This is a genomic window from Rhizobium sp. BK602, from assembly GCF_014195095.1.
In the GTDB taxonomy this organism is placed as follows: domain Bacteria; phylum Pseudomonadota; class Alphaproteobacteria; order Rhizobiales; family Rhizobiaceae; genus Rhizobium.
This window is the reverse complement of the sequence record NZ_JACIBC010000005.1, coordinates 226,853-250,256: the sequence shown is the minus strand read 5'-3', so window position 1 is coordinate 250,256 and position 23,404 is coordinate 226,853. Positions and strand designations below refer to the sequence as shown.

General features: G+C 60.8%; 21 protein-coding genes. 6 read left to right on the top strand and 15 right to left on the bottom strand.

The window, feature by feature from the left end:
* The first annotated feature begins 18 nt into the window (after positions 1 to 18).
* On the top strand, positions 19 to 783 hold the full coding sequence (locus tag FHX11_RS17815) for a metallophosphoesterase (RefSeq protein WP_184358991.1): 765 nt from the start codon (positions 19 to 21) through the stop codon (positions 781 to 783).
* A gap of 19 nt (positions 784 to 802) precedes the next feature.
* Here FHX11_RS17815 and FHX11_RS17810 read toward each other — a convergent pair whose 3' ends face one another.
* On the bottom strand, positions 803 to 1,342 hold the full coding sequence (locus FHX11_RS17810) for a hypothetical protein (RefSeq protein ID WP_184358990.1): 540 nt from the start codon (positions 1,340 to 1,342) through the stop codon (positions 803 to 805).
* Between the two features lie 202 nt (positions 1,343 to 1,544).
* Complete coding sequence (locus FHX11_RS17805; RefSeq protein WP_184358989.1) at positions 1,545 to 2,030, bottom strand: transposase; 486 nt, start codon at positions 2,028 to 2,030, stop codon at positions 1,545 to 1,547.
* A 581-nt stretch (positions 2,031 to 2,611) separates the two neighbouring features.
* Between FHX11_RS17805 and FHX11_RS17800 the strand changes: the two genes are divergently transcribed.
* Positions 2,612 to 4,543, top strand: coding sequence for a methyl-accepting chemotaxis protein (locus FHX11_RS17800; RefSeq protein WP_184358988.1), 1,932 nt, complete (start codon positions 2,612 to 2,614; stop codon positions 4,541 to 4,543).
* 98 nt (positions 4,544 to 4,641) lie between these two features.
* The gene (locus FHX11_RS17795) at positions 4,642 to 4,890 is read left to right on the top strand and encodes a hypothetical protein (protein ID WP_184359481.1); all 249 of its coding nucleotides are present in this window, start codon (positions 4,642 to 4,644) and stop codon (positions 4,888 to 4,890) included.
* Here FHX11_RS17795 and FHX11_RS17790 read toward each other — a convergent pair.
* Entirely contained in the window at positions 4,869 to 6,608 is a 1,740-nt protein-coding gene (locus tag FHX11_RS17790; protein WP_184358987.1) for a PAS domain S-box protein, read from the bottom strand. The two genes, FHX11_RS17795 and FHX11_RS17790, sit on opposite strands and share 22 nt — an antisense overlap.
* Positions 6,609 to 7,019: 411 nt before the next feature.
* Between FHX11_RS17790 and FHX11_RS17785 the strand changes: the two genes are divergently transcribed.
* Positions 7,020 to 7,166: a DUF1127 domain-containing protein gene (locus tag FHX11_RS17785; protein ID WP_080739486.1), complete on the top strand. Its 147-nt coding sequence runs from the start codon at positions 7,020 to 7,022 to the stop codon at positions 7,164 to 7,166.
* A gap of 610 nt (positions 7,167 to 7,776) precedes the next feature.
* Positions 7,777 to 8,544, top strand: a complete 768-nt coding sequence (locus FHX11_RS17780) for an SDR family oxidoreductase (RefSeq protein WP_184358986.1) — start codon at positions 7,777 to 7,779, stop codon at positions 8,542 to 8,544.
* 9 nt (positions 8,545 to 8,553) lie between these two features.
* Here FHX11_RS17780 and FHX11_RS17775 read toward each other — a convergent pair whose 3' ends face one another.
* Both FHX11_RS17775 and FHX11_RS17770 read right to left on the bottom strand, forming a co-directional pair.
* Positions 8,554 to 11,379 (bottom strand): response regulator, encoded by a 2,826-nt coding sequence (locus tag FHX11_RS17775; protein WP_184358985.1) that lies wholly within the window; start codon positions 11,377 to 11,379, stop codon positions 8,554 to 8,556.
* Positions 11,376 to 11,765 (bottom strand): hypothetical protein, encoded by a 390-nt coding sequence (locus tag FHX11_RS17770; RefSeq protein WP_184358984.1) that lies wholly within the window; start codon positions 11,763 to 11,765, stop codon positions 11,376 to 11,378. Before FHX11_RS17770 ends, FHX11_RS17775 begins: the two co-directional genes overlap by 4 nt.
* Positions 11,766 to 11,899: 134 nt before the next feature.
* Here FHX11_RS17770 and hpaR point away from each other — a divergent pair, with 134 nt between their 5' ends.
* The gene (gene hpaR, locus FHX11_RS17765) at positions 11,900 to 12,412 is read left to right on the top strand and encodes a homoprotocatechuate degradation operon regulator HpaR (protein ID WP_184358983.1); all 513 of its coding nucleotides are present in this window, start codon (positions 11,900 to 11,902) and stop codon (positions 12,410 to 12,412) included.
* Positions 12,413 to 12,572: 160 nt separating this feature from the next.
* Here the strand turns inward: hpaR and hpaI are convergent, their stop codons facing one another.
* The 10 genes from hpaI to FHX11_RS17715 all read right to left on the bottom strand — a co-directional run bounded on the left by hpaI (position 12,573) and on the right by FHX11_RS17715 (position 23,403).
* Positions 12,573 to 13,379, bottom strand: coding sequence for a 4-hydroxy-2-oxoheptanedioate aldolase (hpaI, locus tag FHX11_RS17760; protein WP_184358982.1), 807 nt, complete (start codon positions 13,377 to 13,379; stop codon positions 12,573 to 12,575).
* A gap of 11 nt (positions 13,380 to 13,390) precedes the next feature.
* Positions 13,391 to 14,194: a 2-oxo-hept-4-ene-1,7-dioate hydratase gene (gene hpaH / locus FHX11_RS17755; protein ID WP_184358981.1), complete on the bottom strand. Its 804-nt coding sequence runs from the start codon at positions 14,192 to 14,194 to the stop codon at positions 13,391 to 13,393.
* The gene (locus FHX11_RS17750; RefSeq protein WP_184358980.1) at positions 14,194 to 15,069 is read right to left on the bottom strand and encodes a fumarylacetoacetate hydrolase family protein; all 876 of its coding nucleotides are present in this window, start codon (positions 15,067 to 15,069) and stop codon (positions 14,194 to 14,196) included. Before FHX11_RS17750 ends, hpaH begins: the two co-directional genes overlap by 1 nt.
* A gap of 9 nt (positions 15,070 to 15,078) precedes the next feature.
* Complete coding sequence (locus FHX11_RS17745; RefSeq protein WP_184358979.1) at positions 15,079 to 16,485, bottom strand: pyridoxal-dependent decarboxylase; 1,407 nt, start codon at positions 16,483 to 16,485, stop codon at positions 15,079 to 15,081.
* Positions 16,486 to 16,550: 65 nt separating this feature from the next.
* Entirely contained in the window at positions 16,551 to 18,005 is a 1,455-nt protein-coding gene (gabD, locus tag FHX11_RS17740; protein WP_184358978.1) for an NADP-dependent succinate-semialdehyde dehydrogenase, read from the bottom strand.
* A gap of 66 nt (positions 18,006 to 18,071) precedes the next feature.
* Complete coding sequence (gene hpaD / locus FHX11_RS17735) at positions 18,072 to 19,052, bottom strand: 3,4-dihydroxyphenylacetate 2,3-dioxygenase (protein ID WP_184358977.1); 981 nt, start codon at positions 19,050 to 19,052, stop codon at positions 18,072 to 18,074.
* A gap of 39 nt (positions 19,053 to 19,091) precedes the next feature.
* Positions 19,092 to 20,609 carry a 5-carboxymethyl-2-hydroxymuconate semialdehyde dehydrogenase gene (gene hpaE, locus FHX11_RS17730; RefSeq protein WP_184358976.1) on the bottom strand — a complete coding sequence of 506 codons (1,518 nt, stop codon included), beginning with the start codon at positions 20,607 to 20,609 and terminating at the stop codon, positions 19,092 to 19,094.
* Positions 20,610 to 20,651: 42 nt separating this feature from the next.
* The gene (locus FHX11_RS17725; RefSeq protein WP_184358975.1) at positions 20,652 to 21,038 is read right to left on the bottom strand and encodes a 5-carboxymethyl-2-hydroxymuconate Delta-isomerase; all 387 of its coding nucleotides are present in this window, start codon (positions 21,036 to 21,038) and stop codon (positions 20,652 to 20,654) included.
* Between the two features lie 54 nt (positions 21,039 to 21,092).
* Positions 21,093 to 22,112: a homoserine kinase gene (locus FHX11_RS17720; RefSeq protein WP_184358974.1), complete on the bottom strand. Its 1,020-nt coding sequence runs from the start codon at positions 22,110 to 22,112 to the stop codon at positions 21,093 to 21,095.
* Between the two features lie 7 nt (positions 22,113 to 22,119).
* Complete coding sequence (locus FHX11_RS17715) at positions 22,120 to 23,403, bottom strand: aspartate aminotransferase family protein (protein ID WP_184358973.1); 1,284 nt, start codon at positions 23,401 to 23,403, stop codon at positions 22,120 to 22,122.
* Position 23,404 lies beyond the last annotated feature (1 nt).

The following is a 23,404-nucleotide window of genomic DNA, read 5'->3' as shown; positions in this document are numbered from 1 at the left end:
GAGCGAGCGATAGGAGCGATGCGCGTTTTTGCAGTGTCCGATATCCATCTGGATTATGAAGAAAACCGGCATTGGCTCTTAAACTTGTCCGATGTCGATTATCGATCCGACATCCTGATCCTGGCGGGCGACATATCGAATGAGACAAGGCTGATCGAATGGTGCTTTATTTCATTGCAGCGCAAGTTCCTGAAAGTGTGTTTTGTTCCCGGCAATCACGACCTGTGGGTAAGCCGCAACCAGGGCATGACGTCCTTCGATAAGTTTCGTTCGCTGGGGCAACTCGCGAAGGAGCATCAGATTTGCACCGAGGCCTATCACGACGGGCCTTTGTCGATCGTCCCATTGCTCGGCTGGTATGATTATTCTTTCGGCTTGCCGAATGAGCAGCTGCTGCGAAGCTGGGTCGATTTTCGTGCGTGCCTCTGGCCCGACAAGATGAGCGTGGCGGATATCACCGCGCATTTTCTGCGCCTCAATCAGCCCGTGCTGTCGGTACAGAATGACGTGGTGATTTCATTTTCGCATTTTGTCCCGCGTATCGACCTGATGCCCGAGCAGATTCCCATGCGTTACCGTTATGTCTATCCGGTTTTGGGAAGCGCTGCCCTGGATCGGCAGATCCGTCAATTACAGGCGGACAGGCATCTGCATGTCTATGGTCACAGCCATGTCAATCGCGACGTCGTCATCGACAGCATCGAATACACCAACAATGCGTTCGGCTATCCTTCAGAGCAGCGCATCTCAAGAAAGCAATTGCTCTGCATTTACGAACGATAAATCAGCTGACGCGGCCCTTTCAGGCGGCAGCGAACCGCTCGAGCATTTTCTTCAGCTGTAAGTTCTCCGCGCGCAGCCGTTCAGCCAGCAATTCCTTGAGGCGTTTGTTTTCCGCGTCGAGAACCGCCATTTCATCCAGGGAAATCACGATCCCGATCGTCTCGGATCGCGCATCCTTATCCTTGCGAAGTTCCGCTTTTGCAGTCCTGCGGACAGGCGCGCGCTTGGCGCGAATTCGAGCGGCGGTCGGTGCGATCTGCTGCTGTTGCGGCGCGTCCGTCTCTGCTCCGCCGGCCGGAGATGGTGTTGCTTGCACAAGACCGGGCTCATCGGGCTTTTCGCCGGCTGAATTCACATTCAGGAGATTGGGCGGCATAGCGCTGCTCGCCTCGGGTCGGCTCGCTACGCTATTGGAATTGGAGAGATGGGGCGCTTTATCATCGACTTCCTGGGCCAGAGCCTTGAGGTCTGCATCGCCCCAAATCGATTTTGTCAGCGTCTTTGAGGCCCGTCGCTTCGATTTGATTTCGACAACGAAGCTCCGCCGTGGCGTTTTCATATAAACTTGACCTTAAGCAATCGATGGAAGCCTGAGCCGGTCGGCGTAACGGCGGTTTGGTAGCGGACGAGTATAACGTCTTCTGGCATGTGGCAACTAACCGACGCGAGAGGCTATGACGCCCTTCGCGTCCCGACAGACCGCAGCAGCCGGCCCCAGGATCTCGCAAGGGGCTGGCCGCATACGCAATTCTGACGCTTGATCAGTTCAGCCCAAGCTTCTTGCGCAGCTCGGCATTTTCCGCGCGCAGCTTCTCCGCCAGGACTTTGCGTAGTCTCTGGTTTTCCTTTTCCAGCTGAACGAGATCGCTCAGCTCGTCACCAATCGCGGCAGGGCTGGTTACAGCAGGCTTATCTTTCCTCGGAGCGACCGACTTTACGGCCTGCTTCCATAGATAATAGGTTTTTTCAGATATGCCGGCGTTTTTGATGGCATCCTTGAGCGTGCTTATGCTTTCGGAGACTTGCGCTTCTATCAGCTTGAGCTTCTCGTGCCTCTCGGTTGCGCTATGCCTTTTGGACTTCGCATTCGAGGGTTTTGCGGTTGCCGTCTTGACGGCTGGCTGAACCAACTCGGCAACCGCTTTCTGGCGCCGTGGAGATTTCTGTCGTTTCGCCGCCTGTGCATTTGCTTTGGTATCGGCGCCTGCAATAACAGCAGCCGTTTCCCCATTGTTTTTGTCAGCCATCAGTATGTCCTCGTTAGCGACCAGCTATTTTCAGCTCAGTGAAATACAGAGTCAATACAAGCACTGTCTACCTAATTTTCAGACAATGCCGCTTGCTCATCTGTAACTTTGTCGGCGGCCGGATCCAAATCATTCGTCGAGCTGCTGGCACCCCGTCCGGATCGGACATCAACCACCCACGACCCGAAGCCTTTTACAGGTCGATTGCAACCCCGCCCGCATCGGTCTGTCCCTTGACGTCGATAATCATCATTTCGAAGAGATCCGTGTTCAGCAGCCTTCACAGTGATCACGCTGAACCCGTTCGATGTCGTCGATTGGCATCGGATGCTGACCGTCCGGACCGCGCCGGCCCGAGATTTGGATGTAAGTTCATATGCGGTCATGAACTGGTAATTTTGCTGGCAATAGTGTTGCGGTTAACTCCAGCCTTTCCTTCGGGCACGCGTGGGTTGTTCGAGATAAAACTACCAACAATACCGGTAGAATTTTAGTATTTCGTCAGTCGAAGAACGAGATTTGACGGAACGTTAAATATGTTTGTCTATCATTTTCCCATTGAGGTGGAGACCTTTTTAGACATGGCGTCGATTCAACAGAAAATCATTATTGCGAGCGTAGCAATCTTTGCCATTGCGGGCGGCGCGACAGGCGTCGGCATATGGTCCGCATCGACATTGACGGCGAATGCCGCGGATGTAACGCGGTCGGCACAGATCCTGCGCAATCACATGCAGGCGGATATGATGCATGATGCGCTTCGCGCGGATGTGCTGGCCGCCCTGCTGGCATCGAACCCGGCCGCCGGCATCGGTTTCGATAGCGTTAAGGCGGATCTTTCCGAACACGAAGGCTCGTTCCGGGAGATGATCGCCGCCAATCGGTCGCTCGCCACCGATCCGGCGATCCAGAAGGTGCTCGCCGGGGTCGAGCCGCCGCTGCTCGCCTATATGCAGAGCGCCACCAAGATCATCGATCAAGCCGAAAAAGATCCGTCCGGTGCCATGAAGGCTCTCCCCGATTTCATGCAGCAGTTTTCCGCGCTGGAAACGGCGATGGAGGAGGCTGGCGATCAGATACAGAAAGCTTCGGAACAGATCTCCACGCAGAGTGCCGCGACCACCGCCATTATCGAAACGCTGCTCAGGACCCTGCTCGGGCTCACCGTCCTCTTCGCCGTCGGTCTCTACCTGGTTTTCCGCAGGACGGTAACCAAGCCGATCCTTGCCCTCTCCGCCGACATGTCTCACCTCGCTGAGGGCCAGACGGATTTCGCTTGCACCGGCATAGGGCGCAGGGATGAAATAGGAACGATGGCCTCCGCGGTGGAAGTGTTCCGCAAGGCGGCGATCGCCAACAAGCAGTTCGAAGTGGAGGCGGAAGACGGACGCCGCCAAGCCGAAGCGGATCGGATCGCTGCCCAGGAGAGCGCGGAGGCCAATGCGGCCGAGCGCCTGCGCGTCGCGACCTCGGGCCTTGCGGCCGGGCTGAAGCGGCTGGCGTCCGGAGATCTTGCCTTCCAGCTCGACGAGGCATTCGCGGCGGATTTTGAAGAGCTTCGTCACGACTTCAATCTGTCGGTCAAGCAGCTTGGCGACACGATGGGTGCGATTTCCATCAGCATTTCGACGATGGACAACGGCACGCAGGAAATCTCTTCCGGCGCCAGCGACCTCTCACGCCGCACAGAACAGCAGGCGGCTTCGCTGGAGGAAACCGCTGCGGCGCTCGACGAGATCACCGCAAATGTGTTGAACTCCAGCAAGCGTACGGAAGAGGCGCGCTCTGTCGCCGCCGAGGCCAATGTGAGTGCGGCAAAATCGACGGAGGTCGTCAGCCGCACCGAAGAAGCCATGCAACGGATCGAGACATCCTCGCAGCAGATCTCGAACATCATCAGCGTGATCGATGACATCGCCTTCCAGACCAATCTGCTGGCGTTGAATGCCGGTGTCGAGGCCGCCCGCGCCGGCGAAGCCGGCAAGGGTTTCGCCGTCGTTGCCCAGGAGGTCCGGGAACTCGCCCAGCGGTCGGCAAGTGCGGCAAAGGAGATCAAGGCGCTGATCAACGCGTCGTCGGCGGAAGTCGATAACGGCGTGAAGCTCGTTCGCGAAACCGGCCTGGCGCTGAAGGAGATCGGCGAGCGCATTGCCGGCATCAATCAGCATATGGATGCGATCGCCACCTCCGCGAAAGAGCAGTCGAGCGGGCTTGCCGAAGTCAATACGGCGGTCAATGCGATGGACCAGACGACGCAGCAGAACGCCGCGATGGTCGAGCAGTCGACCGCTGCATCGACGAGCCTTGCCCATGAAGCGGCCAAATTGCGCGAACTCGTCTTGCAGTTCCGCCTCCAATCGGTCCCGACGGTGACATCGGCTGCGCTTCGGCAAACCGCGCGCGTCATGGCCGAACAACCGTATCATCCTCCCGTCACCCGGCGCACCGCCTTGCCCAAGGTCGCGTCTGCCGGCGGGCATGCATCTTCCGCAGGCGAGTGGGAGGAGTTCTGACATTGTGCGAGCAGGCACGGGAAGATCTGCCAGGACACAGACCTCACTTTCGCAAGCCGACCCACCTCGGATGAACCCGCATCGACGGGGAGGCGGTCGTGGTGTTCCGCGCAATGATACTTGATGAGATCGACGTCGAACCCGCAACCGTGAGCGATGTTTTCGAATGTGAAGCCGATAAGCCGGTCAAACCGCATGACTTGGTCAAGTTCTGTGTATCCAGCACCTGCTATATGGCCAATGATGACGATGCCGACCGGAAGTCAGTTCGACGAAATGCGTATCCTTTTACAGTGGGCAGAAAAATAGGCCGCCGTTTAGGCCGCTATCGCGCGATGACCGCATGAGCCAAACTCTTGTCAGCGCCACCTTGAGGATGTGTTTCGGTAACGTCCATGATAACACCCAGTGCACGACTTGGCGCGCCAGCTTCCCCCTCGATCAAGCATGCGGTCGAGCGCAGCCAGCGGATTTGGCGATCGGGCCGGACAATCCGGAAAATATTACCGTGTTGTCGATTGCCCGCAGCCAATTCCTTCAGGGCTGTCAATTCCAATGAGGTGGCATGCGCAACATCATCCGGATGAACCTGTCGTTTGAAATCCTCAAGTGATGTAACAGGTACATTGGGGTCGCGTCCCATGATCCGATACCAGCGCGGATCGCAATAAAGCGTGTCGGTGTCGATATTGTAGTCCCACACGCCAAGACCGCCGACTTCCGCTGCCAGTGTCAGGCGGTCGCGTTCGCTCCGCAGCAGCGTCTCCGTCGCTTTACGATCGGTGATATCGCGCGAAATTCCGATAATGCCGACGATCTGGCCTTTTTCGTCCCGACGCGGACAGCGTGTCACGAGAAAGGTGCGAAGCCCGCCGGCCGTTGGCAGAGTTTCCTCGTCGGTCGAAACCTCGCCGCTTTCGAGGATCCGCGCTTCCAGTTCTCGGGTCTTGTTTCCCGTTTCGTCGCCAAATAGATCCGTGGCGGTTTTGCCCACGACATGACAGGCCTGGTGTCCCGATATCCTTTCCGCCGCGCGGTTGAACAATAGAAAACGACCCTCGATATCCTTCAGGAAAATCGCGTCGCTGGCATCGTCCATCACAGCCTGAAGCATCCCGGCGGTGCGGCGCAGCTGTCGCGTGCGCTCCGCCACTTTCTGCTCGCGTTCGGCGATCAGCCGCTGCAGTGCCTGTTCCGCCTCGACGCGCTCCGTAATATCGCGAACGAGACCGAGAAACAGCTTTTGTCCGTTGATGAAATGACAGGAAACCCGGATCTCGACGGGAAAGGTGCTGCCGTCCTTGCGTCGGTGATGCGAATAGACTGTAACAGCCGTACCAGGCTGCATTCGATTCCAGATCGTTTCCTTTTCGGCCTGCGTGAGGTCCGTCGAAACATCGATCACCGACATCTGCAGAAGCTCTTCGCGCGAATAGCCGAGGCTTTTGCAGGCGCGTTGATTGACGTCGAGGAAACGGCCCTTGTCGTCGTGGAGGAAAAAGTCGTCCAGCGCGTTTTCGACCAGCAGCCGAAAGCGTTCCTCGCTGACGCGGAGAGCCTCATCGCTGCGGCGGGCGAGGGCTGAAAGACCGCCGTGACCGGCCGCATATTCCCAAATGAGAATGAGATGCTCTTCGATGCAATCCCTGAACTGGATCATCAGGCGCCGGTGCGCGTCGGAATATCGAATGGCCTTGCGGTTATAGATGTCGATCACGCCGAATGCCGAGCCATCCGGCCAGAAGATGGGCATTCCGAGATAGGAAATGGTGCTTTGGTCGCCGCCGAAGCTGTCGAGCGGCGGGCTGCTTTGAACGGCGCCCAGAATCTCCACGACCGTGGCTCGCTTCAAGACTTCGGCGGGAAAGGCACCGGGATGCGCTGGAAATGCCTGTTCGCGCCGCAAGTCGTCATTGCCGACGCTGCAGAGGACCTTTGCCTCCCCTGCGCCCGCCCGCAAAATACCACCGGCATCGGCGGCCGCCAATTCGATCAGACTGGACAGCAGAGCCTGCCAGCGCTCGAGCATCCATTCAGGCACTTTTGCATTCGGCGACACGTTCATTTCCTGATCCCAACAAGCTGGCTATGATCAAAGAACAGATGCTTGTTGTAAATGGTAAGAAGAACTATAGCGCGCGCCACAATGGCTTTGTCCAGCCCGAGATTCGCCCCAGGGCTGTGCAAAAGGCCCTCAAGTGACGTTTCACGCATTCTTTTTCGGAAGCCCGCGGAAGGACGGCTTTCTGCACGGCCGCATGCTTCACGTCTGGAAAGCGGCGGTTTGGGTGGATCGAAAGCCTAGAAAACGGTCATCTCTTTCAGAATGTGCGGAAGCAATGCATCCTATGCATGGGTGGAATGAGGGATTATCACTGTTTTAAACCGATTGAAACGACTATATTCCAACCATCGAAACGACGCCGGAGCCAAGCAAGGTTGCTGACGTCATAAGCCCTCAGGAAAGGGGATTATCATGAACGTAGCACGCTCTTTCAACAACTGGCGCAAGTTCCGTCAGACCGTTAACGAACTTGGCCGCATGTCCAGCCGCGAACTGCAGGACCTCGGCATCGACCGCGCCGACATCCGCAGCGTTGCCCGCGCATCGATCGCACGCTGATTACACGCTTTCATTTCCAAGACCGCTTGACGCCCGCTGATGACGCGGGCGTTTTTGCGTCGATCTCCCGCATCGGGGATTGGTTTGGCCCTCATTTTTCGCCGCCGAGCCGTCAGGCTTGTGTTTTCTGCATAGCTGCAGTGCAGCATAAGCGATATGAACTGCGATCGGTTGGTGTATGATCAGACCCATCGAAGCGATGCACCTCCTCCCGCAAAGCTTCGTGTTTCAGACGGCCCGCTCCTCCTCCCAGGGACGTCTGTAGGAACAGCGGCACTCCTCCTCCCAGTCGCTGTTCGGTTCTTTTCGAAAAGCCTGCCGCACCTCCTCCCGCGGCAGGCTTTTTCGTTTGTGGGCCTGGGAACTGAAGCCGGATTGTGGCTGATCACGATCGCCATGCGATCGGCAAAGCCTTCGCGACCTTGATTTTTCCGTTGTGTCTGCCAGCCTTGTCGCGTCCTTAACCTGCCCGAAGGGCCATTCTGGTGTCTGTTCGCCGCCTCAAAAAAGTGTGCATCATGTCTTCCGTCCTGGCGCGATTGCGGATGGAATGGTGATATCGTCACCTCCGCGATAATATGGCGACAATCATGATGGGTGAGGCAGGGGCATGACCGGCAGACTGAAAGGCAAGATTGCAATCATTTCCGGCGGGGCGACGGGCATGGGAGGGGCGGCCTCCCGATTGTTCGCACAGGAGGGGGCGAAGGTTGCGATCATCGACCGGAACGGCGACGCGGCTGCGCAAACGGTCAAGGACATTCGCGACGCCGGAGGTGTCGCTGCATATTGGGTGGCGGATGTTTCCGATGAAGCGGCCGTAGCCGAAGCGGTGAAGGGCGTGGAAGCTGCATTCGGCCCGGTCACAGTGCTGTTCAACCACGCGGGAACGATCGTCATCAAGCCGTTCCTGGAGACGACGGTTCAGGAGTGGGACTGGCTGCACGCCGTCAATGTCCGCTCCATGTTTTTGATGACGCGGGCGGTGCTGCCGGGCATGATCGCGGCCGGCGGCGGCTCGATCGTTTGCACCTCGTCGATTTCCGCCGTGGCCGCAACGCCGATGGAAGTGCTCTACGACACCACGAAGGGTGCCGTTCATATGTTTGCCCGCGCGATCGGCGTCGAGTTCCGCGACCGCAACATCCGCTGCAATGCCGTGTGCCCGGGCTTTATCCGGACGCCGCATGGTCTGCGGGAGGTTTCCGAACTCCAGGCTTTGGGCGTCGACGTGTCTGAGGCCGCCATCGCCGCCCAGCAGGGCCGCATCGGCGAACCCGAGGATGTGGCGCAGGCGGCGCTCTATCTTGCCAGCGATGAATCCCGTTTCGTGAACGGTGCCCATCTGTTTGTCGACAACGGCTTCACCGCAATCTGACGGCGGCGGCTAGATTTCCTTATGTCTTTGCGGGAAGACGGCTGACCATTCCTTCAGCGCGGAGGCGGCTTTGGTATAGTCGAGGCCGGAAATCGCCTCGCGCACGATCGTGAATTTCTCCTCGTCCGCTTGACGGCCAAGCGCTTGCTCCAGCAATTCAAACACGCGCCGCGCCTGCTGCTGGCGATGTTCGAGAAGGTCGTACAGCTCGATGACCAGGCCGGCCACCGAGGGAATGTCCACTGCCACATCCGCTCTCGCCACGGGGGCCGGCATCGGGCATGGCGTGAGGCTGGCAATGGCGGCGAAAGCCGGTTTCAGCGCCTCGGCCAGTGTCGTGAGCAGTGAAGCGTCGGGCAGGGGGGCCGCCCGCGCCAACATCTCTTCCAGCATCGACGCATGGCTTGCGACCTCCCGCAGTCCCAGAGTAGCGGAAACGCCTTTCAGCGTATGGGCGAGGATGCGTCCCTGTTCGAAATCGCCATTGTCGATATGCAGCGCGAGCGTCGGCACGACATCGGCGAATTTCCGGCCGAAATCGACGATCAATTTGCGCAGCAGCGCCTCCTTGCCGTTCACCCGGACAAGGGCTGCCTCAAGATCGAAAGGCGGCAACGTAGGTGGCAGCCCGCCGTCGACCGAGACTTCGGGTACGGCCGCCGCGCCGACGACGGGTTGGGCAGCCGCGACCAATGGCAGTCTGATCCAGCGGTTGAGCACCTCTATCATCTGCGCGGGGTCGACGGGTTTGGGAATGTGATCGCTCATGCCGGCCGCCAGGCAGTTTTCGCGTTCGGATTCGTAGGCATGCGCGGTCATGGCTATGATTGGCGGCGAGCTGTCCGCCAGACCCGCGCGTATCTCGCGCGCAGCATCAAGTCCGCCAAGCTCCGGCATCTGCAGATCCATGAGCACCGCATCGTAGCGGTTGCCGGCCTGCAGCACCTTGCGTACGGCCACCACGCCATTCTCGGCAGTATCGACGACAAGTCCGGCATCGGTCAGGATGATCTGGGCCAGTTCGAGATTGATCTCGTTGTCCTCGACCAGCAGCACCCGCGCGCCGCGCAGTTCCGGCGCGATCATCGCGGCGCCTTCGACGATGCTTCCCGCCATGGCTTCGTCGGCGTGGTTGAAGATATGCGCCAGCATGTCGAACAGCGAGGAGGCGCTGACCGGTTTTGATAGAAATCCGTCGACACCGAGCGTTTCGGCTTCGCCGATTGCCTCCTCCTGCCCATAGGCGGAGATCATGACGATGCGTGGCCAAAGTTCACGCGGCAGCGTGTCGCGGATGACCTCGATCGTCTCCATGCCGTTCATGCCCGGCATCTTCCAGTCAAGCAGCACCAGGTCGAAGGGGTGGTGCTTGATAGCGCCACGCAGGGCGTCGAGCCCTTCTTCGGCGGATGCCACCATTTCCGGCGTGATCGACCATGCCTCGCAGAAATCGTGAAGGATCTCGCGAGCGCTTTCATTGTCGTCGACGACCAGCACACGCAGGTTGCCGAGCACTCCCGGCGCGGGGGCGATCTCCGGCGTCGGCGCTTCGCCTTCATCCAGCATCACGGTAAAGACGAAGGTGCTGCCATGACCTTCCTTGCTTTGCACCGTGATATCGCCATCCATCAGGGTGATGAGCTGACGGCTGATGGCAAGGCCCAGTCCGGTGCCGCCGAAACGCCGCGTGGTGGAGCTGTCGGCCTGAGCGAAGCTCTCGAAAAGCTTGGCGACCTGCTCGGGCGACATGCCGAGACCGGTGTCGCGGACCGTGACTTCGATGACGCAGTGATCGCCACGCCGCTCGCGCAAGGCAAAAGCGAGCGAAACGTTACCGCTACTGGTGAATTTTATCGCGTTGCTGACAAGGTTCAGTATGACCTGGCTCAAGCGCAGTTCGTCGCCATAGAGCGTGGCGGGAATTGCCGGCTCCACCTGCCAGGTCAAGGCAATGCCCTTCTCCTGCGCTTTCAGGGTGACGATTTCCATCGTGCGCTCGATCATCGCGCGCGGATCGAAGGGCGCGCGCTCCAGCGTCAGCTTGCCGGCTTCGATCTTGGAAACGTCCAGGATGTCGTTGAGCAGGCTCAGCAAGCGGTCGCTGGCACCGCGGATCTTGGTGATATAATCATGCTGCCGGGCTGTGAGCTCGGTCCGTCCGAGAAGATGGCTGAAGCCGAGGATCGCATTCATCGGTGTGCGGATCTCATGGCTCATATTGGCCAGAAACAGGCTCTTCGCCGCATTGGCCTGCTCGGCCTCATGCGTGCGGATCTCCAGCGTCTCATTCTGCATGGTAATGGCATGGCCCATGCTTTCGATGCGTTCGAAGGCGTTCACCAGCTTGTTGCTGAGCCAGACCAGGACCATCGTCTGGAAGACGACGATGGTTGCATGCAACAAGACGCGATCGATATCCGCATCATTGACGAAGACCGCCGCCGGCACGGTATAGTTCAGCACCAGATGATGCAGGGTAATGGCTGCGGCCGCCAGCAACAGGCTGCGCGCATCGCACCATGCCATGATGAGCGCGAGAGCCGCGAAGAAGTACATATGCATGTCCATCTGCCAGCTCAGGCCGGATGTCAGATAGACCAGCAATGCCGGTTCGCCCATCAAGGCGACCGAACTCAGATAGCGTGTCATCGCCGCCGCGCCGTTGAAATGCCAGCACAGATGGGTGGAGACCGCCAGCAATCCCGCCAGTAGGGTCGGCATGACAACCGGCTTGCCGACATAAAGCGCGACGGCGGCAATGAGGGGAACGTGCAGCCAGAGAATGGGAACGAGCAAACGGCCGAAGCCGGCCCGCAGCCGGGCGATCTCGCTCATGACGCGGCCTCCCTGCCATTATTTTCGGCAAGGCCAAGACAGCTTCGCGTCCCCGGCGCGTCCAGCACCAGCCAGGCGCCAGCGGCATAGAGCGCTGCAGAAAGATCTTCCGGTTCATCCGGAGCCCGCTCGCCTTCAGGCGCGCGGCGCACAATGATGATATTGGGCAGCGTTCCGCCGGCGATCACCCGCCCGCCGGCCGCGGCGATCAGGGAGACCATCTGATCTTGTGTCCACCAGGGTGGGCCGACGACAGCCATCTGTGCGTCAGGCGCCGGATTGCCGTAGGTCATGGCGCCGATGCCCAATGCGCTGACGAGGAGAAGCGCCAATGCCGGCAGTAACGCCGCCAGCCCGCCATGCTCGGAAGAGGCTTTGGGTGTCATGTGAGGCAAATAAACATGGAACTAGCTAATATAGGGTTGATTTGATGCCTAGCATTGAAGGCATCGGCGATCTGTCGATCGCCAGCTCCTGCCTGGAGGCGATCTGCTATTCGATGATTGTATGATCGAAAAAAATGCACGATAGAACCTTTATGAAGAATCGGCAGCAAGATGAACCAAATATGCCATCACCCGATCAGTCATCGCAGCAGCGCCGATCCCTGACGATTGGCCTTCTGCGTGCTCGCGAAGCGGTGATGAGCCATTTCCGGCCGATCCTCGCTGCGCATGATGTCACGGAGCAGCAGTGGCGGGTCATCCGTGTTCTTTCGGAAGCGGGAACGCTGGATGCGAGCGAAGTGGCGGACAAGGCTTCGATCCTGGCACCGAGCCTGACGCGGATGATCCGTTCGCTCGAGGAGCGCGGCTTCATTACCAAGCATAAGGACAAGACCGACGGTCGGCGGGTGCTGTTGCGGATCACGCCCGCCGCGCGCACGGTCATCGAGGACGTGATGCCGGAAAGCCGGAAAGTCTATGCCGACATCGGAGCGCGCTTCGGGCCGGAGCGCGTGGAACAGTTACTGGATATGCTGGAAGAGCTGGCGATGCTGGGGCTCGGTGGCACGATCGGTGACGACGAATAAGCTGCATCAGGCATGCAGCCGCGCAAAACATGGAGAGGCGTCGCGTCCAGCTCTGCAATCCGTTTTGACTGAGCGTGTGTAACTGAGCCCGCCGCGCGCAAGATCCGCATGATCGACAACAGCCGGTTGGACGATATCCAAGAAGGCCGGTCTCTGAAAATCAGTAGACTTTTGCGTCCGCCGGCGGTTTGGCGGCGTCCGCCTTGTTGAAATCGTCGAGGAGCTTGGTCGTCGCATTGGCAAGCAGGGTGACGTCGTTGCCGATCGCGACGAAGGTGGCGCCGAGTTCGAGATAACGTTTGGCAAGCGAGAGATCGCCGATCAGAATGCCGGCTGCCTTGCCGTGTGACTGGATCTTCGCAAGCGCAATCTCGACCTCCGCCTGCACTTCCGGCGCACCGGGTTTGCCGAGATAACCCATGTCGGCCGCAAGATCGGCAGGGCCGATGAAGACGCCGTCGACGCCCTCGGTCGAGGCGATGGCGTCCAGCGCTGCGAGCCCAGCCCGGCTTTCGACCTGCAGCAGCAGGCAGATTTCATCATTGGCCGTCTGAAGGTAATCGGGAATGCGGTTGAAGGCGGAGGCGCGGGCAAGGGCCGCGCCGACGCCCCTCACACCATGCGGCGGATATCTGACCGCCTTGACCATGGCCTCGGCCATCTCCTTGCTGTCGACCATCGGGATGAGCAGGGTTTGGGCGCCGATATCGAGCATCTGCTTGATGATCCAGGTTTCGCCGATTGGCGGGCGGATCACCGCATGGCTGGCCGTGCCTTTCATCGCCTGCAGTTGCGAGACGAGAAGCGGCACGTCGTTCGGCGCATGCTCGGCGTCGAGCAGCAGCCAGTCGTAACCAGCTCCGGCCGAGATTTCGACGGTGTATGGATTGGCGAGCGCCTGCCAGAGGCCGATCTGCGCCCGCCCTTCCTTCAGGGCCTGCTTGAAGAGATTTTTCGGCGCGGGCATGGTTCACTCCTTCATGCAAAGAACAGGCTGACCGATCCATAGGGACCGAAATCGGCATGGATCGTATCGCCGTGCCGTGCCTCGATCGGGCGGATGAACGAGCCGGCCAGCACGATCTGACCGGCCTCGATGCCGTCGCCATATTGCGACAGCCGATTGGCAAGCCAGGCGATGCCGCGTGCGGGCTGGTTGAGCACGCCGGCGCCGAGGCCGGTTTCCTCCACTTCGGCATTGCGGCTGACGATCGCGCCCATCCAGCGCATGTCGATCTCACCGGGCCGCACGGCGCGGCCACCGGTGACGATGCCGGCATTGGCGGCGTTGTCGGAAATGGTGTCGACGATGGTGCGCGCCTTCTTCGTCTCGGGATCGACGCGAAGGATGCGCGTGTCGAGGATTTCGAGCGCTGGCGTTACATAGTCGGTGGCATTCAGCACATCGAAGATCGAGACATTCGGCCCCTTCAGCGGCGCCTTCATCACGAAGGCAATCTCGGCCTCGATGCGTGGCTGGATGAAGCGGTCGGCCGGCACGGTCGCGCCGTCCTCGAACACCATGTCGTCGAAGAGGACGCCGGAATCGGGGATGTTGATGTTGAGGGCATATTGCATCGCCTTCGACGTCAGCCCGATCTTCCAGCCGATCGGCTTGCGGCCGGCTGCGATCTTCTTCTTCACCCAGGCGCCCTGGACGGCATAGGAATCGTCCATGGTCATTTGCGGGTGCTTGAGCGACAGCAGCCCGGTCTGGACGCGTGTCCTCTCGGCCCGATCGAGGCTTTCGGCCGCGGCCTGGATTTCGTCATGCGACAGCATCAGCGCACCTCGTCGGCGATGGTGTTTTTCAGGATGCCGAGGCCATCGGCTTCGACTTCAACGACATCGCCGGGCTTCAGCCAGATCGGCGGATCGAAGCGGGCGCCGGCCCCAGTCGGCGTGCCCGTGACGATGACGTCGCCGGGAACGAGCGTGGTGAAGGTGGAGATGTAGTTGATGATCTTGCGGAAGGAGAAGATCATTCGGCTGGTGCGATCGCTCTGGCGCACCTCGCCGTTGACGCGGGTCGTGAGCGTGATGTCCTCGAGCTGCGCTGGATCCGTGAAGGGGATCAGCCAGGGGCCGATCGCGCCGGTGCGGTCGAAATTCTTGCCCTGAGTGACGTTGAATTTCGCATGGCGCACCCAGTCGCGGATCGTGCCTTCGTTGCAGAGCGACAGGGCTGCGATATGGGACAGGGCATCGGCTTCGGCGATCCGCCTGCCGCCCTTGCCGATTATGATGACGATCTCGCCCTCATAATCGAGCTGCGGGCTTTCCGGCGGACGGATCAGCGGCTGGTCGTGCCCGGTGAAGGAACGCGGAAAGCGGATGAAGAGGGAAGGGTTGGAGGGGGCAGCCTGCCCATCCTTGTATTCCTCGTTGCGGTCGGGGAAATTGACCCCGACGCAGATGATCTTTTCCGGCGACGGAATGGGAATTTCGAAGCGGATCTCGTTCAGCGCGTAATCCGGCGGCAAATCATTGGCTTCCTCGACAAGCTCGACGAGCCGCCCGGCCTCGATCACCTCGCGCAAGGTCGGCCATGTCGCGCCGTGGCGGGCCGAGAGGTCGACGACGCCTTCGGTCTTGACGAGACCATATTTCAGAGTGCCATGGTGGGAAAAGCTGGCGAGGCGGGGCCTTACGGTCACGATGGTCTCCTATGTCAGACTGCGGGCGATCTCGGTAATCACGGCGAAGGCCGTTTCGGCGTCATCGCGGGTCATCTCGAACTGGCCTGCCTGGAATCGAATGGCGATATGCCCGTCGACGCGGGTTTGCGTCAGATAGATGCGGCCATCGTCGTTGATGGCGTTGACCAGCGCGATATTGTGCCGGTCGGCGTCCCCGCTGCTTCTGTGGCGGAAGGAGAAGAGCGACAGCACCGGCTCGCTGACGAGCTCGAAATCCGGTTCGGCCGCAATCCGTCCAGCCAATTCCACCGACCAGGCCACATGGTTGCGGATCATGGCGCGCAGTCCTTCGAGCCCATGATAGCGCATCAGGAACCAGAGTTTCAGGGCACGAAAACGACGGCCGAGTGGCACGGACCATTCGGAATAGTTGATGATGCCGTCATGGCCATGCGTCTTCAGATATTCCGGCTGGATGGCGAGCGTGCGTACCTGATCTTCGGGGCTGCGGATGAACTGTACCGAGCAATCGAAATTGGCGCCGAGCCACTTGTGCGGGTTGAAGACGATGGAATCGGCCGTCTCGACACCCTCCCAAAGCGCGCGGAACTCCGGGCAGATCATCGCCGAGCCGGCCCAGGCGGCGTCGACATGCAGATAGAGCCCATGCGCCTTCACGACGTCCGCAACCGCGCGGATTGGATCGCAGGCGCCGATCGAGGTGCCGCCGGTGCAGGCAATGACGCCGGCCGGAATATGGCCGGCGGCAAGGTCGGCCTTGATCGCGGCATCCAGCGCTTCCGGGTCCATCCCGTTGAGCGGCCCCTTGGTGGGAATGCGCACGAGATTCGCCTCGCCGATGCCGGCTATCCAGATCGCCCGGTCAATGGAGGTGTGCACCTGTTTCGAGGCATAGACGCGCACCGCCTTGTGCGCCGAAAGCCCCTCGCTGTTGCCCTTCCAGCCGAGTGCCTTTTCGCGCATGACCAGCACGGCCGCGAGCGTCGCGGTGGAGGCGGAATCCTGGATGACACCGGCAAAACCATCCGGAAGTCCGATAGCTTGCCGGAGCCAGTCGACCACGCGGGTTTCAAGCTCCGTCGCCGCCGGCGAGGTCTGCCACAGCATGCACTGCGCGGCGACGGAGGTGACGAGGTAATCCGCGATCACCGAGACGGGCGCGGCATTGGCCGGGAAGTAGGCGAAGAAACGAGGATGCTGCCAGTGCGTCAGACCATCCGGGATGATGCGCTCGAAATCGGCGAAGATCGCCTCCATGGCTTCGCCCGCTTCCGGCGCCGCATCGGCTATTTGCCGGGCGATGTCGCCGGGCTTCGTCTGCGCCCGTACGGGCCGCTCGCGCAGGCCCGCGCGATAATCGGCGCCCCAATCGGCAACCTTTCGCGACCACTGACGGAATTCTTCGCTATCCATGTCTCATTCCCTGTTTGGAACCGTATTTTTCCGGCGTTGTGCCATTCAACCGAGTTTCCCTGACCTCAGACGACGCCGCCGAGGCAGACATATTTGATTTCGGTGAACTCCTCGATGCCGTAGCGGGACCCCTCGCGGCCGAGACCGGAGAGCTTGACGCCACCGAAGGGGGCTTCTGCCGTCGAGATCAGGCCGGTATTGACGCCGACCATGCCATATTCCAGCGCCTCGGCGACGCGGAAGACGCGGGCGAGGTCCCTGGCATAGAAGTAAGAGGCAAGGCCGAACTCGGTATCGTTGGCCTGCGCGATGACATCGGCCTCGTCCTTGAAGCGGAACAGGGGAGCCACCGGCCCGAAGGTCTCTTCCTTGGCAACGGCCATGGATGGAGTGACGTCGGCAAGCACCGTCGCCTCGTAGAAGCGTCCGCCAAGTTGGTGGCGATGCCCGCCGGCAACGACACGGCCGCCCTTGGAGAGCGCGTCGGCGACATGCTCCTCGACCTTGGCAAGGGCCGCCTCGTCGATCAGCGGGCCGAGATTGATGCCTTCGTCGAAACCGTTGCCGGTTTTCAGCGATCCAACGGCCTTGGCCAGCTTCTCGGCAAAGGCGTCATAGACGCCGTCCTGCACGTAGAGACGATTGGCGCAGACGCAGGTCTGGCCGTTGTTGCGGAATTTGGCGATCAGCGCGCCTTCGACGGCGGCATCGAGATCAGCGTCATCGAATACAATGAAAGGCGCGTTGCCGCCGAGCTCCAGGCCGAGCTTCTTGATGGTCGGCGCGCTCTGCTTGTAAAGCTCGGCTCCGACTTCGGTCGAGCCGGTGAAGGTGAGCTTGCGCACCACCGGGCTTGCGGTCATCTCGCCGCCGATGGCGCGAGCGGAACCCGTCAATACGCTGAACAAGCCCTTGGGCAGTCCGGCTCGTTCGGCGAGGATCGCGATCGCAATCGCCGAAAACGGCGTCTGCGAGGCTGGCTTCAGCACCATGGCGCAGCCGGCGGCGAAGGCCGGGCCGGCCTTGCGGGTGATCATGGCATTCGGGAAGTTCCAGGGTGTGATCGCCGCGACGACACCGATCGGCTGCTTCATGACCAGAATGCGCTTGTCCTTCTGATGGCCGGGAATGATGTCGCCATAGATGCGGCGGGCTTCCTCGGCAAACCATTCGACGAAGCTGGCGCCATAGGCGATCTCGCCCTTGGCTTCGGGCAGCGGCTTGCCCTGTTCGGCCGTCAGGATGCGTCCGAGATCGTCCTGATTTTCCATCATCAGCTCGAACCAGCGCCTGAGGATACCGGAGCGTTCCTTGGCGATGCGGGCGGCCCACTCCTTCTGTGCGGCTTCGGCCGCGGCAATCGCCTTCTTGGTCTCGGCAGCGCCGAGATTGGGAACGAGGCCGATGATCTCGCCGGTTGCCGGATTGTCGACCTTGATCGGATTGGACGGATCGGCCTCGATCCACTCGCCACCGACCAATGCGGCCTGCCGGAACAATGTTGCGTCTTTCAAATGCATGACTGCCTCCTCGCCTCGCGAACGTTGATGAGAGCGGCGTCTTTCAACCGCTCTCGAGGGTAACGCTTAAGGCGCGATAATCGGCTGTGCCTTCAGGTCGGGCTCGGCCACTTCCGCACCGGCAAACAGGCTACCATGTTCGAACCAGGATTTGGGAGCGGGTGCACCCCAAAGCGTCTGGCGCTGCGGATCCTTGAGATCCCACTTGATCGGCTCCAGATCGGGATCGACCGTCTGATAGTCCGAGCAATAGATCTCGATACGGTGGCCATCGGGATCGAGGATATAGAGGAAGAAGGCGTTGGAGATGCCGTGACGTCCCGGACCGCGCTCGATATTGGCAACCCAGCCGGTGGTCGCCATCAGGTCGAGCAGGTCGATGATGTTGAGCGGCGTCGGCACCCAGAAGGCGGTGTGGTGCAGGCGCGGACCGCGGCCATTGGTGAAGGCGATGTCGTGGACGCCGCCCTTGCGATGTGTCCAGGCGGCCCAGAGGCGGCCGGTTTCCTCGTCCTCGGTATATTCCGTGACGCGGAAGCCGAGCTCGTTATAGAAGGCGACGCTCTCGTCGACATTGGTCGAGAAGCAGTTGAAATGGTCTATGCGCAGCGGCTTCACGCCCTTGTAGAGGGCGTATTTCTGATGGATCGGCGGCAGGCGATCCATCTTCGAATAGAATTCAAGGGGAATGCCGTGCGGATCGCGGGTGCGGAAGGTCCGCGCCTGGTAGGGACGCTCGACCCATTCGACCGGCAGGCCCTTGCCCTTGAAGAAATGCGCCGCCTTGTCGAGGTCTTCGTCGCTGAACACCTTGAAGCCGAGATCGCGGGCTTCGGCCTTGTCGGATTTCTTGAGCACGATGCAGTGATGGCCGCGCTCCTCCATTGCCCGGAGATAGATCGTATCCGCGGTCTCGTCGGTTACCTGCAGGCCGAGCGTATCGACATAGAAGGCGCGCGATTTGGCAAGATCGGTGACGCCGAATTCGACATGGCTGAGGCGCACGATGTTGAAGGGCGGATAGAGATTGGGTTTCGGCAGGGGCATTTGTTCCTCCTCTTATGCGTGCTTATGGATATTGGCGGCTCAGCCGCCGAGTTTCTGGATAGCGTGCGGCCTGGTGGCAAAGGCGACGTTCTTGGTTTCCATGTAGAAATCGAAGGACCAGTCGCCGCCGTCGCGGCCGATGCCGGAGCTCTTGACCCCACCGAAGGGGGTCGGCAGGTGGCGCACGTTTTCCGAGTTCACCCAGATCATGCCGGCTTCGAGATGATCGGTGAAACGGAAGGCGCGGGTGACATCCGATGTCCAGAGGTAGCCGGTCAGGCCATATTGGACGTCGTTGGCCAGCGCCAGCGCATCGGCTTCGTCCTTGAAGGGGATGGCGGTCAGCACCGGCCCGAAGATCTCTTCCTGGGCGATGCGCATCCGGTTGTTGGCGCCGGTGAAGAGCGTGGGGGAGACATAGCAACCGCCGCCAGGGCCGTTGACCTTCTCGCCGCCGGCGGCAAGGATTGCCCCCTCCGACCGGCCGATCTGGATATATTCCAGCACCTTCTGTTCATGCACGGGATGCACAAGCGGGCCGACGACGGTTTCCGGGTCCAGCGGATGGCCGACCTTGATGCGCTTGGCCTTCTCGGCGACGATCGCGGTGAACTTGTCATAGACGCTTTCCTCCACCAGCAGGCGTGAGGAAGAGGTACAGCGCTCGCCGTTCAGCGAATAGATCATGAACACGGCGGCGTCGGCGGCACGCTCCAGATCGGCATCGGCGAAGACGATGACCGGGTTCTTGCCGCCGAGCTCGAAATGCACCCGCTTCAGCGTGTCGGCACCCTGCTTCATGATCATCGAGCCGGTGCGGCTTTCGCCGACGAAGCCGATCGCCTTGATCAGCGGATGTTCCGTCAATGCGCGGCCGGCATCCTCGCCAAAACCGTTGACGAGGTTCCACACACCCTTCGGCAGGCCGGCTTCCTCGGCGATCTCCACCAGCAGGCGTGCCGTCAGCGGCGAGAATTCGGCCGGCTTGTGGACGATGGTGCAGCCGGCGGCGAGCGCCGGCGCGATCTTCCAGGTCGACAGCATGAAAGGCGTGTTCCAGGGCGTGATGATGCCGACCGGGCCGATCGGCACGCGCGTCGTCAGGTTCACCTGGCCCTCGGCGCGCAGCGTCTTGCCGTCGCGGGCTTCTGGCGCGCGGTCGGCGAAGAAGCGGAAGTTTTCCGCGCCGCGTAGGGCGGCCTTGGCCATGAACTTCATGGACTGTCCGGTATCCATGCATTCGACGAAGGCGATCTCTTCGGCACGCGCAACGATCGCGTCGGCGATTTTGTGCAGGAGCTTCTTGCGCGCATCGCCCGGCATCGCGGCCCATTCGGCAAAGGCAGCCTTTGCGGCCTTCGCGGCGCGATCGATATCGGCGGCCTTGCCGCGGGCAACGGTGGCGAGCGGCTTCAGATCGACGGGCGAAATGGTCTCGAAGGTGGAACCGTCATCGCCGGGCACATCCTCGCCATTGATGCGGTTCAGAACGCCGCGATCCTTGAAGCGGGCGAGATAGGCTTCCGCCTTTGCGATGTTTTCCTGCAGTTTGGACATCGTCTATTCCTTTGGTGTTACGTCGTCCCGCGAAGGGAGGTGTCACTTGCCGCGCAGCCGCGGATGAATGGCGTTTTTCTTCCAGCTCAACTCCGCATCGATCTCGCGGATCTCCAGCGAGAGAGCGAAATGCGGGGTGTCGAAGAGGGGGCCGAGAACCTCGATAGCTGCCGCGAAGATCGCTTCGCCGGTGCGCTTTTTCTCCTCGTCCGTGCGCCCCTTGCCGATGCGGAAGTTCAGATCGACGAAGGCGTTTTCGGGCAGCGTGTCGGCAATGGCGTAGTGATCGGCGCGAAAGGCGCGCACGCGCACGGCACCGACCTCGAACAGGCCGGTGTCCAGCACCGTCTTCAGCAGCCGATCGCAGAGCGCGCCGATATCGGCGCGGCCCTCCAGATTGGCCGAATATTCGATGGCGAGATGCGGCATCAACTCCTCCCGAATTTTTATTTACTTAACACGTTAACAATTATGCGTGAGATGTCAAGCGGTAGCCTTGAGCTTTCTTGCCATCTCCAGACTTTCATTGACGTAACGCGACAGGCGCGCGGCGGCGTCCGGTGTTTCCGGACGCTCGGCGAGCCATCCGATATAGGTGAGGCTTCTGAGCACCATGAAAAGCGGCAGGCTTGCCAGCGCCGTGTCGGAAAGGGCGCGTCGGCTGCGATAGCCTGATATCAGCCCTTCTTCGATGGCGGGATAGGCCGGCTCGCTGCGATTCTTCAGCAGGGCTGTCGCGAGATCGAACAGGCGGAAGCCATGTCCCGCATCGTCGAAATCGATGAAGGCAATATTGCTTCCCTCCTCGGTCAGGAAGATGTTTTCCCGCACGAGATCGGCATGGATCAAGCCATAATCGAGGGTGTCCGGAGCTATGGCTGCTAGCGCCTGACGCAGCTCATCACGTAAAGCCAAGAGCGCGGCAATGCTGCTGGATGGAAGGCCGGGGCAATCCCAGAAACGCCCCCAAAGCGGCGTTTCGCCAAGCAAGCCGTCTAGGTCCCATGCCGGGCGGCTAAAACCTTCCGGCGGTTGCCAGGCATCGGCAAGCTCGTGCATCGCGGCCATACCTTGGCCGATACGGAAGAAGATGTCCGCCTGCATCTCGGTCGAATGCGAGAGCGGGGTTCCGCTTTGGCCAAGCGGAATGCCGTCGATCCAGCTCACCACATCGGCGTGCTGTTCGGGAAAGTGCCCGTTCGCCGGCAGGAGGAGGAGGTTCTGCCCGTCGCTCGTCGCAACCGGCCTCGGCACATTAAGTCCGCCACGCTTGAGGGCGGCCATGAAATCCAGCTCCGAGCGCAGGCTCGTCTCGTCATGATAGCCCGGCCGATGCAGCCGCAAAGCGGCGAACTGCCCGTCTTCCAGCGTAATGCGGAAGACAGCATTCTCCCGATATTTCATCAGGACGGGTTCGTGGGCCTGCACCGGCCAATGGTCGAGTGCCTCCAGCGCACGTTTCTGCAGAGCCTCGCGGATGGTCTGCGGCAGCTGTTCAGCCATGTCAGCCTCACAGACCGGCCAAGACATCGTCGAAGATCGACAACATGAAGTCGGCATTGTCCCTGCTGAACGGCATGGGCGGGCGGATCTTCGTGGCGCATTGGTGAAGGCCGATCTTGCCCATCAGCACGCCGCGTTCGCGCATGGCGTTGACGATCCGGGTTGCCTCAGCGGTGGCCGGCGCCTTCGTCTGCCTGTCGAGCACGAATTCCGTGCCCATGAAGAGGCCGCCACCGCGCACATCGCCGATGATCGAATGCTTCTCGGCAAGCCGCTTGAAGGCATCGCGCGTATATTCGCCGACATTGCGGGCATTCTCGATCAGGTTCTCGTCCTCGATGACGTCGAGCACGGCCATGGCCGCCGCGCAGGAGACCGGATTGCCGCCGAAAGTGTTGAAGTAGCGGAACGCCTTGCGGAAGCTATTTATCGTGTCGACATTGGCAACGACGCCGCCGACCGGATGACCGTTGGCCATCGGCTTGCCGAGCGTGACGATGTCCGGAATGATGCCGGCGCGCTGATGGCCCCACATATGCAAGCCGGTGCGGCCGAAACCGGGCTGCACCTCGTCGGTGATGACGAGGCCGCCGGCCTTGCGCACGGCCGCGACCGTCTTGTCGAGAAAGCCCGGCGGCAGATCGGGAAAGCCTTCATTGGCGAAGAAGGGATCGATGATGATGGCCGAAAAGCCGTGTGGGCCCTCCTGCAGCGAGGCGATCGCCTTTTCAACTTCTGTCGCAAATGCTGTTGCAAAGGCATCGCCGCCTTCGCCGCCAAGCGGACGATAACTGTCCGGCGCCGGCACATGCCGGACATGGCCGCCGAAACCGCCAACCGGCGGCATGCGGGTCGACAGCTGCGACACGGCCGCCGTGTTACCGTGATAGGTGTGGTTGGTGGCGATGACGCCGGTCTTGCCGGTCATGGCCTGCGCCATGCGCAGCGCCACGTCGTTCGCCTCGCTGCCCGTGCAGGTCAGGATCGCGGCATTCAGGCTCTGATCGAAGGTCGCCGTCAGCCGCTCGACATAGTCGAGAATGCCTTCGTGCAGGTAGCGCGTATGCGTGTTCAGCGTCGAAGCCTGCCGCGTGATCGCCTCGACCACGTGGGGATGACAATGGCCGACATGCGGCACGTTGTTATAGCAGTCGAGATATTTGCGGCCGTCGGCGTCCCAGAGCCAGACGCCGTCGCCGCGCACCAGATGCACCGGGTCGTCGTAGAAGAGCGACATGTTTCGGCCGAGAAGCCGGTCGCGCCGCGCGATAAGGGCTGCGTTATCGGACATG

Coding starts and splice junctions, on each gene's coding strand:
- hpaH (WP_184358981.1), bottom strand. CDS start 14,194: ATGCTGTCGCATGACGAAATCCAGGCCGCGGCCGAAAGCCTCGATCGG.
- hpaD (WP_184358977.1), bottom strand. CDS start 19,052: ATGCCCCTGCCGAAACCCAATCTCTATCCGCCCTTCAACATCGTGCGC.
- FHX11_RS17775 (WP_184358985.1), bottom strand. CDS start 11,379: ATGAGCGAGATCGCCCGGCTGCGGGCCGGCTTCGGCCGTTTGCTCGTT.
- FHX11_RS17790 (WP_184358987.1), bottom strand. CDS start 6,608: ATGAACGTGTCGCCGAATGCAAAAGTGCCTGAATGGATGCTCGAGCGC.
- hpaI (WP_184358982.1), bottom strand. CDS start 13,379: ATGCCCGCGCCGAAAAATCTCTTCAAGCAGGCCCTGAAGGAAGGGCGG.
- FHX11_RS17715 (WP_184358973.1), bottom strand. CDS start 23,403: ATGTCCGATAACGCAGCCCTTATCGCGCGGCGCGACCGGCTTCTCGGC.
- FHX11_RS17770 (WP_184358984.1), bottom strand. CDS start 11,765: ATGACACCCAAAGCCTCTTCCGAGCATGGCGGGCTGGCGGCGTTACTG.
- FHX11_RS17805 (WP_184358989.1), bottom strand. CDS start 2,030: ATGGCTGACAAAAACAATGGGGAAACGGCTGCTGTTATTGCAGGCGCC.
- FHX11_RS17720 (WP_184358974.1), bottom strand. CDS start 22,112: ATGGCTGAACAGCTGCCGCAGACCATCCGCGAGGCTCTGCAGAAACGT.
- FHX11_RS17815 (WP_184358991.1), top strand. CDS start 19: ATGCGCGTTTTTGCAGTGTCCGATATCCATCTGGATTATGAAGAAAAC.
- FHX11_RS17745 (WP_184358979.1), bottom strand. CDS start 16,485: ATGGATAGCGAAGAATTCCGTCAGTGGTCGCGAAAGGTTGCCGATTGG.
- gabD (WP_184358978.1), bottom strand. CDS start 18,005: ATGCATTTGAAAGACGCAACATTGTTCCGGCAGGCCGCATTGGTCGGT.
- hpaE (WP_184358976.1), bottom strand. CDS start 20,609: ATGTCCAAACTGCAGGAAAACATCGCAAAGGCGGAAGCCTATCTCGCC.
- FHX11_RS17810 (WP_184358990.1), bottom strand. CDS start 1,342: ATGAAAACGCCACGGCGGAGCTTCGTTGTCGAAATCAAATCGAAGCGA.
- FHX11_RS17780 (WP_184358986.1), top strand. CDS start 7,777: ATGACCGGCAGACTGAAAGGCAAGATTGCAATCATTTCCGGCGGGGCG.
- FHX11_RS17725 (WP_184358975.1), bottom strand. CDS start 21,038: ATGCCGCATCTCGCCATCGAATATTCGGCCAATCTGGAGGGCCGCGCC.
- FHX11_RS17800 (WP_184358988.1), top strand. CDS start 2,612: ATGGCGTCGATTCAACAGAAAATCATTATTGCGAGCGTAGCAATCTTT.
- FHX11_RS17785 (WP_080739486.1), top strand. CDS start 7,020: ATGAACGTAGCACGCTCTTTCAACAACTGGCGCAAGTTCCGTCAGACC.
- hpaR (WP_184358983.1), top strand. CDS start 11,900: ATGCACGATAGAACCTTTATGAAGAATCGGCAGCAAGATGAACCAAAT.